12 protein-coding genes, 2 tRNA genes and 1 rRNA gene are annotated in these 13,130 nt (G+C 53.1%); 4 read left to right on the top strand and 11 right to left on the bottom strand.

The features are described 5' to 3' along the window. The first annotated feature begins 30 nt into the window (after window positions 1–30). Window positions 31–1,185 (top strand): glycosyltransferase family 4 protein, encoded by a 1,155-nt coding sequence (locus tag JTI98_RS05230; RefSeq protein ID WP_216082005.1) that lies wholly within the window; start codon window positions 31–33, stop codon window positions 1,183–1,185. Continuing rightward, entirely contained in the window at window positions 1,166–2,887 is a 1,722-nt protein-coding gene (locus JTI98_RS05225; RefSeq protein ID WP_216082004.1) for a hypothetical protein, read from the top strand. Before JTI98_RS05230 ends, JTI98_RS05225 begins: the two co-directional genes overlap by 20 nt. Before the next feature lie 54 nt (window positions 2,888–2,941). Here the strand turns inward: JTI98_RS05225 and ilvA are convergent, their stop codons facing one another. From ilvA to ilvL, 7 genes are all read right to left on the bottom strand, one after another. Then, a complete protein-coding gene (gene ilvA, locus JTI98_RS05220; RefSeq protein WP_043001785.1) occupies window positions 2,942–4,486 on the bottom strand; it encodes a threonine ammonia-lyase, biosynthetic in 1,545 nt (514 codons plus the stop codon). A 2-nt stretch (window positions 4,487–4,488) separates the two neighbouring features. Continuing rightward, complete coding sequence (gene ilvD, locus JTI98_RS05215) at window positions 4,489–6,339, bottom strand: dihydroxy-acid dehydratase (protein ID WP_042998774.1); 1,851 nt, start codon at window positions 6,337–6,339, stop codon at window positions 4,489–4,491. 61 nt (window positions 6,340–6,400) lie between these two features. After that, window positions 6,401–7,330, bottom strand: coding sequence for a branched-chain-amino-acid transaminase (gene ilvE, locus JTI98_RS05210; RefSeq protein WP_042998773.1), 930 nt, complete (start codon window positions 7,328–7,330; stop codon window positions 6,401–6,403). 18 nt (window positions 7,331–7,348) lie between these two features. Then, complete coding sequence (ilvM, locus tag JTI98_RS05205) at window positions 7,349–7,612, bottom strand: acetolactate synthase 2 small subunit (RefSeq protein ID WP_042326055.1); 264 nt, start codon at window positions 7,610–7,612, stop codon at window positions 7,349–7,351. Beyond that, window positions 7,609–9,255: an acetolactate synthase 2 catalytic subunit gene (ilvG, locus tag JTI98_RS05200; protein WP_216082003.1), complete on the bottom strand. Its 1,647-nt coding sequence runs from the start codon at window positions 9,253–9,255 to the stop codon at window positions 7,609–7,611. The genes ilvM and ilvG overlap by 4 nt, the downstream gene beginning before the upstream one ends. Before the next feature lie 2 nt (window positions 9,256–9,257). After that, a complete protein-coding gene (gene ilvX, locus JTI98_RS05195) occupies window positions 9,258–9,308 on the bottom strand; it encodes a peptide IlvX (protein WP_193762813.1) in 51 nt (16 codons plus the stop codon). Between the two features lie 86 nt (window positions 9,309–9,394). After that, on the bottom strand, window positions 9,395–9,493 hold the full coding sequence (gene ilvL / locus JTI98_RS05190; RefSeq protein ID WP_001311244.1) for an ilv operon leader peptide: 99 nt from the start codon (window positions 9,491–9,493) through the stop codon (window positions 9,395–9,397). 352 nt (window positions 9,494–9,845) lie between these two features. Between ilvL and JTI98_RS05185 the strand changes: the two genes are divergently transcribed. After that, on the top strand, window positions 9,846–11,366 hold the full coding sequence (locus tag JTI98_RS05185; RefSeq protein WP_216082002.1) for a YifB family Mg chelatase-like AAA ATPase: 1,521 nt from the start codon (window positions 9,846–9,848) through the stop codon (window positions 11,364–11,366). A gap of 26 nt (window positions 11,367–11,392) precedes the next feature. Here the strand turns inward: JTI98_RS05185 and maoP are convergent, their stop codons facing one another. Further along, on the bottom strand, window positions 11,393–11,731 hold the full coding sequence (maoP, locus tag JTI98_RS05180) for a macrodomain Ori organization protein MaoP (protein WP_042326051.1): 339 nt from the start codon (window positions 11,729–11,731) through the stop codon (window positions 11,393–11,395). Window positions 11,732–11,849: 118 nt separating this feature from the next. Between maoP and hdfR the strand changes: the two genes are divergently transcribed. Further along, window positions 11,850–12,683 (top strand): HTH-type transcriptional regulator HdfR, encoded by an 834-nt coding sequence (gene hdfR / locus JTI98_RS05175; RefSeq protein WP_181627984.1) that lies wholly within the window; start codon window positions 11,850–11,852, stop codon window positions 12,681–12,683. Between the two features lie 104 nt (window positions 12,684–12,787). Here hdfR and JTI98_RS05170 read toward each other — a convergent pair. From JTI98_RS05170 to rrf, 3 genes are all read right to left on the bottom strand, one after another. After that, window positions 12,788–12,863 (bottom strand) — tRNA-Trp (locus JTI98_RS05170). An 8-nt stretch (window positions 12,864–12,871) separates the two neighbouring features. Then, window positions 12,872–12,948 (bottom strand) — tRNA-Asp (locus JTI98_RS05165). A gap of 54 nt (window positions 12,949–13,002) precedes the next feature. Then, window positions 13,003–13,118 (bottom strand): 5S ribosomal RNA (rrf, locus tag JTI98_RS05160). Window positions 13,119–13,130: the final 12 nt, after the last annotated feature.

Raw genomic sequence — 13,130 nt, 5'->3', positions numbered from 1 at the left:
CATTCGATGCGTCTGGTGAGGGTCTAGCCAGTGAATATCTTGATGATAAGCCATTTCTACGAGGCACACGGCGGAGGTATTGAACGCGTTGCCGGGCATTTGTGCCGCCAGTTCGCACACCTGGGAGCGACACCGTATTGGGCAGCCAGCGCCAGCGATGCGTTACCTACCGACAATCTCAACATTATCGCGTTACGCTGCGTCGATCCGTTGGAGAAACTCACCGGTCTGCCAATGCCGTTACCTGGCCCTACAGCCATTTGCGCACTTAGCGACGCCGTACGGCGTAGCGACGTGGTGGTGATTCACGATGCGCTCTATGCCACATCAATCCTTGGTATGATGATGGCCAAACTCCACGCGAAGCCCGTCATTCTGATTCAACATATTGCTGCCATTCCTTTCAGATCACCCGTACTGCGTCTGCTTATGCGGCTGGCTAATTTGGTCGTAACACGCCCGATGTTATGGGCCGCCGATGCCAGGGTATTTATTAGCGATACTGTCCGCCACGACCTGCTTGGGACCCCTGCGCGTTATCCGTATAAATTGCTGTTTAACGGGGTTGATAGCACCATTTTCTATCCCCCCGTGACTTCAGTATCCAGTCAAACTCCGCTGGCAAGATACAACCTCCCGCCTTGTGCCCGGCGCATACTATTCGTGGGTCGTTATGTTGAAAAGAAAGGGTTGTCGATACTGCACGCTCTGGCAATAACCAGACCGGAATGCCAGTTTTTACTGGCCGGAAACGGCCCACTTCGCCCCGCAGAATGGGGATTGAGCAACGTTTACGATCTTGGCGTTCAGGCCCCCCGCGCACTGGCAGAGCTTTATCGCTGTGCGGATGTTCTTCTGTTACCGGCCGTCGGAGAAGGTTATCCCCTTGTTATCCAGGAGGCAATGGCTTGTGGATTACCCGTCATCTGTGGTAGCCCGGCTCACAGAGCCGATCCCGTAGCGGCAAGCTGGATACATGGTGTGAACATAGACCTCAACGAGCCACAACGTTCGGCACAGTTCTGCTCTGTCGCAATAGATAACTGCGTGCTCTCCCTCCACGAACGTGAGACCATGATTTGTTATGCCAGAGAACATTATAGCTGGCGAAAAATGGCGCAGGAAATCATGGAGTTGGTGCTAAATGGAGATGGAGATAAAGCCAATGGCAAAGCCAGAAGATAATAAAATGGATACCTCCGGCACGCTTTTTATTGGCGCCTGCCCGCGCAGGTTAACGCTCCTCCTTAGTGTGAGTATTGCCATTAAAGTTACGCTTATTTTCGTTTTTGCCTGGCATATTCTCTTGATCATGGATGAGTTTGCCCAACTTGGCTACGCCAAGTATTTTGCTAATGGACTATTCGACACGATTCACCCCCCTAAGGCCGTAGGGTTTGCGGTGTTTTATAAACTGGCTCACCTGATTGGCTGGGATGCGGTTTCGATCATTCTCGTCGCGCGGATGCAGACGGCACTCCTCGCTTGTGGAACCCTGCTGCTGGTCTATGCCTGCGCGCGTGCGCTGGGCGAGCAGCGCTTACGGGCGCTTTTTATTATTCTCGTTTTACTCTGTTTTACGAATTTTATGGAGCGCATCTTCCGCACCCGTTCAGAGCCCCTGGCGCTGTTTTTCGCCCTGGCCGCCGTGCTGGTAATTCTGCGCGGCCATACGCTCAACGCAAGAAAGATTTTTATCGCCGGTATCCTGAGCGGACTGGCGTTTTTAGTTACCCAAAAATCAGCGTTCTTCAATCTGGCGCTTGGGCTTAGATTGGTGATTGACGCTACGCTGCGCAAACATTTCATCGATGCTATCGTTCGCGGCTTTTACTTAACCGCCGGTTGGTTACTTCCTGCAATTGCCTATTGCTTTATATTTGGCGGCAGCGACCCGTTACGTATCGCTGAAGGTTTGATCTTCGGTCCGGTAGAAGTGGCGGTATACAGCAGCGAAGCCTATAACGGGATTCGCGTATATGTCTTGCAAACCCTTTTAGACAATACGCTTCTCTATCTGCTCTGTTTTAGCGGCATGATAATGGCATTAAAGCGCTGGAAAACCTTGAGTGAAAAAACGCGCATCGCCCTGATTTTTTCATTCGTCATTACCACGTTAGTTTTCACTCATAACCAGCCCTGGCCCTATGTGTTTATTATGGCGCTACCGTTTATATCGCTCTGGTCCCTCATCCCGGTAGATAGCCTTCTCGCCCAAAACCGCAGGCCAGCCACGAGATTATTTATCCTGGCGGTGACAACAGTAACCCTGGTTTCAAGCTACTGTCTCAATCTCAGCTACCTGAAAATTAACAATGTGCAACAACTTGAACTGGTTACCAGAGCAGAAGCACTACTCAAACCTGACGAAAAGTATTTTGATGGTATAGGGATGCTGCCCAACAGGCTGGAGCCGACGACGCTGTGGCTCGATGCCTGGTATGTTTTAAAGACACGGCGAGAAGGTAAACATTCCGAAGCCTGGCAAGTGCTGACTCAGTCCCCCCCGAAAGTCATTATATGGTCCTACCGGTTGAGTAATATCTATTCTGCTATCGCAGAAGCCATCGACAACAGCTACGTCAAGGTCGCGCCAAATATAAGATTGGCGGGGCGACAACTACACATTGGCCGTCAGGAGGAATTTAACGTACCGCAGTCCGGAAGATATCAGTTGTACAGTGAAACCGGCACCCCCGTATCAGCACAAATAAACGTGGAAGGGATCACACTCGCCCCGCCGGTTACTTTGTCGGCAGGCGCTAAAACTATCACCTTACTTAATGGTCCGGAGAAGGCGCTATTGTTGCCAGAAGGGAATTATGATGGGTTGTTCAAAGACGGAGATGATAACAAAAAACTGTTTGCCCATACGTATTACCGTTGAGCTTACAAAAAAACAGGAGATAACCCGGTCAGGTCATCTCCTGTTAAGCCGCGGTTAGCCTGCAAGAAAAAAGCGGAATGCCGGGTTATGCGTTTCGTCGTGACATTCATAGCCCAGTTCTTGCAAACGCGTTTCGAAATCCGGTTCGTGATCGCCCAGTTCAAACGCGGCCAGTACGCGGCCATAGTCTGTGCCGTGGCTGCGGTAATGGAACAACGAGATATTCCAGTGAGTCCCCAGCGTATGCAAGAACTTGAGCAGCGCGCCGGGTGATTCCGGAAATTCGAAGCTGAATAAACGTTCCTGTAGCGGTTTCGACGGACGACCGCCAACCATGTAGCGTACGTGCAGCTTCGCCATTTCGTCGTCAGAGAGGTCAACCACGCTGTAGCCACCGTCGCGCAACAGATTCAGGATCTCCGTGCGTTCTTCCATCCCCCTGCTCAACCGGACACCGACGAAAATGCAGGCGTTCTTATCATCGGCAAAGCGATAGTTAAATTCAGTGACTGAGCGACCGCCCAGCAGCTGGCAAAACTTCAGGAAGCTGCCTTTTTCTTCCGGAATGGTCACTGCCAGCAGCGCCTCACGCTGTTCGCCCAGCTCGCAACGCTCGGAAACGTAGCGCAGACCGTGGAAATTGACGTTAGCGCCGGAAAGGATATGCGCCAGACGTTCGCCGCGGATGTTGTGCTGAGCGACGTACTTTTTCATTCCCGCCAGCGCCAGCGCGCCGGAAGGCTCTGCGACTGCGCGAACATCTTCGAACAGGTCTTTCATCGCCGCACATATCGCGTCGCTATCCACGGTGATGATGTCGTCGAGATATTCCTGACACAGACGGAAGGTTTCATCGCCAATGCGTTTTACCGCTACACCTTCGGCAAACAGGCCAACGCGTGGGAGATCGACCGGATGGCCCGCGTCCAGCGCCGCTTTCAGACAGGCGGAGTCTTCCGCCTCCACCGCAATCACTTTGATTTGCGGCATCAATTGCTTAATCAGTACCGCCACGCCCGCCGCCAGACCGCCGCCGCCGACCGGTACAAATACACGATCAAGATGCGCATCCTGCTGCAGCAGTTCCAGCGCCAGCGTTCCCTGACCGGCAATCACCATCGGATGATCGAATGGCGGAACCCAGGTAAAACCCTGCTGCTGCGACAGTTCAATCGCTTTCGCTTTCGCTTCATCAAAGTTTGCGCCATGCAGCAGCACTTCGCCGCCAAACCCGCGAACGGCATCGACTTTGATATCCGCCGTCGCAACAGGCATCACGATCAGCGCCTTCACGCCCAGACGAGCGGAGGAAAACGCCACGCCCTGGGCATGGTTGCCCGCAGAAGCGGTGATCACCCCATGAGCTTTTTGCGCCTCGGTCAGCCCTGCCATCATCGCGTAAGCGCCTCGAAGCTTGAAGCTGTGAACGGGCTGCCGGTCTTCGCGCTTCACGAGGATCACGTTATCAAGGCGCGATGAGAGCTTTTCCATTTTTTGTAGCGGCGTTACCTGCGCCGCTTCGTATACCGGTGCGCGGAGAACCGCACGCAGATATTCAGCCCCTTCCGGGGCTGCTGACAGAGGTTGTGATTCGGCCATCATCAGCCTCCCAGTTTCGATTTATCGCGGACCGCGCCTTTATCGGCGCTGGTCGCCAGGCTGGCATAGGCGCGCAGCGCAAACGACACCTGACGCTGACGATTTTTCGGAGTCCACGCTTTGTCGCCGCGCGCTTCCTGTGCTTCACGACGCGCAGCAATTTCCGCATCGCTCAGTTGCAGTTGAATGCCACGGTTTGGAATATCGATAGCAATCATGTCACCGTCTTCAATGATCGCGATATTGCCGCCGCTGGCCGCTTCCGGTGAAACGTGACCAATGGAGAGGCCAGAGGTGCCGCCAGAGAAACGACCGTCGGTAACCAGTGCGCACGCTTTGCCGAGGCCCATCGACTTGAGGAAGGTGGTCGGGTAGAGCATTTCCTGCATCCCCGGTCCGCCTTTCGGCCCTTCGTAGCGGATCACGACCACATCGCCTGCCACCACTTTGCCGCCGAGGATCGCGTCAACCGCCTCATCCTGGCTTTCATACACTTTGGCCGGGCCAGTGAACTTCAGAATACTGTCATCCACGCCGGCGGTTTTGACGATGCAGCCATTTTCCGCGAAGTTTCCGTAAAGTACCGCCAGACCACCATCTTTGCTGTAGGCATGTTCCAGCGAACGGATACAGCCTTCAGCGCGATCGTCATCCAGCGAGTCCCAGCGGCAATCCTGCGAGAACGCTTCTGTAGTACGAATACCCGCAGGGCCTGCGCGGAACATCTGCTTCACGGCGTCATCTTGCGTCACCGTGATGTCATACTGCTCAAGGGTTTGCGGCAACGTCAGCCCCAGCACGTTCTTCACGTCCCGGTTCAACAGGCCCGCACGATCCAGCTCGCCCAGAATCCCCAGCACCCCGCCCGCACGGTGAACATCTTCCATGTGGTATTTCTGCGTACTCGGCGCCACTTTGCACAGCTGCGGCACTTTACGGGAAAGTTTGTCGATATCACTCATTGTGAAATCGATCTCCGCTTCCTGCGCCGCCGCCAATAAGTGCAGAACGGTATTGGTGGAACCGCCCATCGCGATATCCAGCGTCATGGCGTTCTCAAACGCGGCCTTGCTGGCTATGCTGCGCGGCAGCGCGGAGGCGTCATCCTGCTCGTAGTAACGTTTAGTCAGCTCAACAATGCGTTTACCGGCATTGAGGAACAACTGTTTACGGTCGGCGTGAGTCGCCAACAGCGAACCGTTACCCGGCTGTGACAGGCCCAACGCTTCGGTCAGACAGTTCATCGAGTTCGCGGTAAACATCCCGGAACAGGAGCCACAGGTCGGACAGGCGGAACGTTCAACCTGATTACTCTGATCGTCAGAGACTTTCGGGTCCGCGCCCTGGATCATGGCATCGACCAGATCGAGCTTGATGATTTTATCAGACAGCTTGGTTTTCCCGGCTTCCATCGGACCGCCGGAAACGAAGATCACCGGAATGTTCAGACGCAGGGAAGCCATCAGCATCCCTGGGGTGATTTTGTCGCAGTTGGAGATACAGACCATTGCATCGGCACAATGGGCATTCACCATGTACTCCACCGAATCAGCGATCAGCTCGCGCGACGGCAGTGAATAAAGCATGCCCCCGTGACCCATAGCGATACCATCATCCACGGCAATGGTATTGAACTCTTTCGCCACGCCGCCGGACGCTTCAATCTGTTCAGCGACCAGTTTACCGAGATCGCGCAGGTGCACGTGTCCTGGCACAAACTGGGTGAATGAGTTCACGACGGCAATGATCGGTTTGCCAAAATCGGCATCCGTCATTCCGGTTGCGCGCCACAGCGCGCGGGCTCCTGCCATATTGCGGCCATGAGTGGTGGTAGCGGAACGGTACTTAGGCATGCGTTATTTACTCCTGGTGTCTGTAAAACGGGACGGTGCGTGCCGTCCCATTTATCTTTAATTATGAATTTACCTGATCCAACCAGCCCCATTTGTCCTCGGTTTCGCCGGTGAACAGGCCGAAGAACGCTTGCTGGATGCGTTTGGTGACTGGACCACAGCGGCCTTCGCCCACCTGAATGCCGTCAACGCTGCGAACCGGGGTGATTTCCGCCGCGGTACCAGACATGAAGACTTCATCCGCCAGATACAGGGATTCGCGGGACAGAACCTGCTCGCGCACTTCAATACCCAGTTCTTTCGCCAGTTTAATGATGGCGTCACGGGTGATCCCCGGCAACGCGGAAGAGGTAAACGGCGGGGTAAACAGCACACCGTCTTTCACTTCAAACAGGTTTTCACCGGCGCCTTCGGAGATGTAACCATTCACATCCAGCGCAATACCTTCCTGATAGCCATGACGACGCGCTTCGCTACCCACCAGAAGTGACGAAAGGTAGTTACCACCCGCTTTTGCGGCGGTCGGGATAGTGTTAGGTGCGGCACGGTTCCACGAGGAAACCATTGCATCGATCCCTTGTTCCAGCGCTTCAGCGCCCAGGTACGCGCCCCACGGGAACGCAGCGATAATGACGTCGGTGGTGTATCCCGGAGGCGGGTTCACGCCCATGCCTACATCGCCAACAAACACCAGCGGGCGAATATAAGCACTGGTCAGGTTGTTTTTACGGATCACCTCACGACAGGCTTCCATCAACTCATCCACGCTCTGAGAGACCGGGAAACGATAAATTTTGGCTGAGTCATGCAGGCGTTGCATATGTTCACGATGACGGAACACCACCGGGCCTTTGTGCGAGTCATAGCAACGGATGCCTTCAAAGACAGACGTACCGTAGTGCAGCGCGTGGGACATCACGTGAACTTTCGCGTCTTCCCAACGAACCATCTCGCCATTGAACCAAATGTAATCAGCTTTTTTCGTCGTCATTTCTTCTTCCTGTCACGCTTACGCGCGGATTTGTTGTGATGTTGTTGTGCTCTGGCAGATGGCAACATGTGCCACATCCACCAGCTTACTTAACTGACTAAACAGTAAGTCGACCGACCGTGGACTGGCAACGGTCAATTCGATATTTATATTCTGCGCGTCACGGGCGGCTTCCATATTCATGGCACATACCTGAAAACCACGGTGGCGTACCACACGTAAAACACGTTCCAGCGTTTCCGGGTTAAAGCGAGCCTCTACGGCGACCTGATGTTGCATCATGATAATTTCTCCAGCATTTCAGCGTTGCTGGCGCCAGGCGGCACCAGTGGCCAGACATTCTCAAGTTCGTCGATTGAGACATGAAGCAGGTATGGCCCGTCGCTATTCAGCAGGGTATCGAGCGCCGCTTCAACCTGGTCTTTTCGGGTGATGTGTTGGCCAGGGATGCCGAAGGCGCTGGCTAACGTGAGGAAATCGGGGTTATCGGTTAAGGTGGTTTCGCTATATCGTTCCTGGAAAAACAGCTGCTGCCATTGTCGAACCATACCTAACCGTTGGTTATCCAGTAAAACGATCTTCAACGGTAACTGCTTACGTTTTACTGTGCCCAGTTCCTGAACATTCATCATGAAGGAGCCGTCACCGGAGATACAGATAACGGTGTCGTCCGGTCGCGCAACCTGCGCCCCAACGGCAGCCGGTAAACCAAAGCCCATCGTGCCTAAGCCGCTGGAGGTGATGAAATTCTCCGGGCGACTGTAGGTCATATGTTGTGCAGACCACATCTGATGCTGACCGACATCCGTCGTTACAACACAGTTGGCAGGCTTACGCTCCGACAGCTGTTTCAGCAGCAGCGGCGCGTAGATGGCCTCCCCTGGATGATCGTAGCGCCAGGTGTGGTCAGTACGCAGTTCCGCATTACGCTGACGCCATTCATCGATGTCGACCGGTTGTTGCAGCGCAGGCAGCAGTGCATTCAAATCGCCCTGCAAGGTGACATGCGCCCGGCGCAGTTTGTTCAGTTCAGCCGGATCGATATCCATGTGGATAACACTGGCATGGGGCGCGAAAGTATCCAGTTTGCCGGTCACCCGGTCATCAAAACGTGCACCTACGGCAATCAACAAATCACATTCCTGCACGGCAAAATTCGCGGCTTTGGTGCCATGCATACCCAGCATCCCCAGATAGTAGGGATAATCCGCCTCAACAGCCCCCAGGCCTTTCAGCGTGCAGGTCACCGGCATTTGCGTTACCGCAATAAACTCACGCAGCGCCGGAACCGCCTGCGCCATCCCTACGCCTCCTCCCACATACAGCATCGGTTTTTGCGCCTGAGCCAGCATGTTACGCGCCTGCTCTACGTCAGCCTGAGGAAAAACTGCCGCGTTATCGACGGTCGTGAAATACGGTTCCAGCGCCCCGGTGGCTAACTGGATATCTTTCGGGATATCAACCAGAACCGGACCCGGACGACCCGTGTTAGCGACCTCAAACGCCTCCGCCATGATGCGTGGCAGCTCTTCCAGAGACTGCACCAGGAAACTGTGCTTGGTGCAGGCCAACGACAACCCCAGTACATCCACTTCCTGAAACGCATCAGTGCCGATGAGCGGCGCAGCAACCTGCCCGGTGATCGCGACAACAGGGACCGAATCTAACAGCGCATCTGCAAGTCCGGTGATCAGGTTGGTTGCCCCCGGACCAGAAGTAGCGATGCAGACCCCCGTTTTACCGGTGGAACGGGCATAGCCAATGGCTGCGATCGCGGCCCCCTGTTCGTGTCGGCACAGCAGGTGTTCCACGCCACCGTCGTACAACGCATCGTAGACCGGCATAATTGCGCCACCGGGATAGCCGAATACGGTGTCGACCCCCTGTGCACGCAACGCATGTACCACCCACTGTGCTCCATTCATAGTTAGTTCCCCGTCATAAATCTGAAGAAACAGAATTTTATGCTGTTATTCATTTTCTGCTCCTCTGTTGTGTTTTTAAGGTCAAAAAAAACCCCCGGACCTTTCGGTGCGGGGGTCTTAGTTCGTTAAGGCTTGATTTTTAAGCCTTTCCTCGTCCAAGTGCAGCCCCGCACGGTGGGATAATAATCACCACCACGCTAATCACGACCAGGCTAATCACTCGTAGAAGGGCTGTCATTTTTGTCTTTTCTGGCATCTTGTTCGAAGGAATGCCTAAAGAGTTACCATAGATTTCGCCAATAGCACAAGATTTTTTTCTTTTCATTTTTCTGACTCAGCTAACGGATTAACGAAAACTCCTTGTTTTATATACAAAAACCAGGAATTGAAAAAAATTCACTATCTGGACGGAAGTAAACCCCTTTTTCATAACGTCGCAGGAGAGGAAAACGGATTGCGAGCGCCCTTCCAGAAAAAGAGAAGACGTAAACTAATTGCATTAAAAGTGCGGAATCTTCTGCGAATAAACATTATTTAGCAGTGATCTTGCAGAGAGGAAATTAGACATAATAGTGGCATCTGGAGGGACTATGTCACTGTCAATTGTTCATACACGCGCTGCGCTGGGTGTCAATGCACCGGCGATTACTATCGAAGTGCATATCAGCAACGGTTTACCCGGTTTAACACTGGTGGGGTTACCAGAAACGACCGTCAAAGAGGCGCGCGACCGGGTACGCAGCGCGATCATTAATAGCGGATATGACTTTCCCGCAAAGAAAATCACCATCAATCTCGCCCCTGCCGATCTTCCCAAAGAGGGCGGGAGATATGATTTACCTATTGCTGTGGCGCTTCTGGTTGCCTCTGAGCAGCTTACAACCCATAAACTCGACCAATATGAGTTAGTGGGTGAATTAGCGCTTACAGGTGTGTTACGCGGCGTTCCCGGCGCCATATCCAGCGCAACCGAGGCAATACGGGTGGGAAGGGGCATTATCGTGGCAAAAGAGAACGAAGACGAAGTCGGGCTGATTGAGGGTGAAGGATGTCTGGTTGCCGATCATCTACAAGCTGTCTGTGCCTTCCTGGAAGGAAAACATGACCTTAGCCATCCTGTTGTTAACAACGACACTATCAGTGTGTCATCTGATGATCTCAGCGATATTATTGGTCAGGAGCAAGGGAAGCGCAGCCTTGAGATCACCGCCGCAGGTGGCCACAATCTGCTATTAGTTGGCCCACCGGGTACGGGGAAAACGATGCTTGCCAGCCGTCTTAATGGCCTGTTGCCGGCATTAAGTAACGAAGAAGCCCTGGAAAGCGCCGCTATCCTCAGTCTGGTTAACTCGACCAGCGTGCAAAAATTATGGAAACAACGACCTTTTCGCTCACCACACCACAGCGCATCCCTGACCGCCATGGTTGGTGGCGGAACTATCCCCGCACCAGGCGAAATTTCTTTGGCACACAACGGCATACTGTTTCTTGATGAGCTGCCTGAGTTTGAACGACGCACATTAGATGCTCTACGTGAACCGATAGAGTCTGGTCAGATCCACCTTTCGCGTACGCGCGCTAAGATCACCTATCCTGCGCGCTTTCAATTGGTAGCGGCAATGAATCCCAGTCCCACCGGTCATTATCAGGGCAACCATAACCGCAATACGCCTGAACAGACATTACGCTATCTCAGTCGGCTATCGGGCCCCTTTCTGGACCGCTTTGATCTTTCTCTTGAGATCCCTCTCCCACCACCAGGCATACTCAGCCAGCCCGGTGTAAAGGGAGAAAACAGCTTTACGGTTAAACAGCGGGTCATTGGTGCGCGGGAACGTCAGCATAAACGCCAGGGCAAATTGAATGCGCACCTGCAAAACAGGGAGATACGCGAACATTGTCCGTTAGCGGATGAAGACGCGCAGTGGCTTGAAGAGACACTCATCCATCTTGGATTGTCTATACGCGCCTGGCAGCGATTATTAAAGGTATCGAGGACTATTGCCGATCTCGCGCAAGCCGAACACATTTCACGAAGACACTTGCAGGAAGCGGTCAGTTACCGGGCGATAGATCGATTGCTTGCTCACCTGCAGAAACAACTGACATAAAAAAAGGGCCTTCGCCCTTTTTTTTATTAGTCATCAGACTCTGTGTAGTCCTCAGCACCTTCCATCTGCGGTTTACCGCCGGACAGGGTATGGAAACGTTTTGGACGCTTGATACGCGTCATATATTTGGACCAGACGCGTTCCGCTTCGGTCACTGGCTCACGTTCACCACGACATACCGCAACAAAGAGCTTCTCTTCTTCGGTAACCGGCTCGCGTTTTCCGAGATCCAGCTCGTTGAAGGCATAACCGTGACGTTCAAGCAGTTGCGCCTCTTTGATAGTGAAATCACCATGACGAGAGAATCCGCGTGGATAATATTTGTTGTCGAAATATCGATTAGTCGTCGTAAAGCTTTCCGCCATCCTGCACGCTCCTAATTCTTTGGCCGATCTATTTATGGCGCGGAGTATTAGTTACGCTTGACAGAGTGTAAAACAAAACATTTAAATCATAACGACAAATAATTTTGCGGAGAGCACTGTGGATACGGAATTGTTAAAAACCTTCCTGGAAGTTAGCCGAACGCGCCACTTTGGCCGGGCTGCGGAAGCGCTCTACCTGACTCAGTCGGCGGTAAGCTTTCGCATCAGACAGTTGGAAAATCAACTGGGTGTGAATCTTTTTACCCGCCACAGAAATAATATCCGTTTAACGGCGGCCGGCGAGAAGCTTCTGCCCTATGCGGAAACGCTAATGAATACATGGCAGGCAGCACGTAAAGAGGTCGCCCATACATCCAGACATAATGAATTTTCAATCGGTGCCAGCGCCTCTCTGTGGGAGTGCATGCTCAACGGCTGGTTGGGGCTCTTGTATCAGTCACAAGAGCCCCAGAACGGCCTGCAATTCGAAGCCCGTATTGCGCAGCGCCAGTCCCTGGTAAAACAGTTGCATGAACGTCAGCTTGATCTGCTTATCACCACAGAAGCCCCAAAAATGGATGAATTTAGCAGTCAATTACTGGGGTATTTCACCCTGGCGTTATATTGCGCCAGCCCCTCAACGATGAAAGAGGCTCTGAATTATCTGCGCCTGGAGTGGGGGCCAGACTTTCAACAAAACGAAGTGGGATTGATTGCTGCCGATGAAGTCCCGGTACTCACCACCAGTTCTGCTGAACTGGCCAGACAGCAACTTCATGCACTGAACGGTTGCACATGGTTACCCACACGTTGGGCAAAAGAGAAAGGAGGGTTGCATACTGTTGCAGACAGCGCAACGCTTTCGCGTCCGTTATACGCTATTTGGCTGCAAAATAGTGATAAACATGTACTGATCAAAGATCTTCTAAAGATAGATGTACTGGGAGAATAAGCAGAAATGAGATTGGCAAGGATGCCAGAAAAGGAAGAGATCGGTATCTGGAGGCGAGTTTTACAGACAAAAAAAATCCTTAGCAGATGCTAAGGATTATTTTCTGGCAGGGGCGGAGAGACTCGAACTCCCAACACCCGGTTTTGGAGACCGGTGCTCTACCAATTGAACTACGCCCCTAATTAGGGTGGCGGAACGGACGGGACTCGAACCCGCGACCCCCTGCGTGACAGGCAGGTATTCTAACCAACTGAACTACCGCTCCACCGAATTTTTCTACAACCACTGATTTTTACATCAGTTTACTGCTTAATTTGATGYCTGGCAGTTCCCTACTCTCGCATGGGGAGACCCCACACTACCATCGGCGCTACGGCGTTTCACTTCTGAGTTCGGCATGGGGTCAGGTGGGACCACCGCGCTACAGCCGCCAGGCAAATTCTGTTT

Origin of the sequence: Citrobacter sp. MGH 55, from assembly GCF_016906145.1 — a bacterium.
Lineage (GTDB): Bacteria > Pseudomonadota > Gammaproteobacteria > Enterobacterales > Enterobacteriaceae > Citrobacter_A > Citrobacter_A amalonaticus.
The sequence above is the reverse complement of the archived record's forward strand: the minus strand, read 5'-3'. Positions and strand labels throughout refer to the sequence as shown.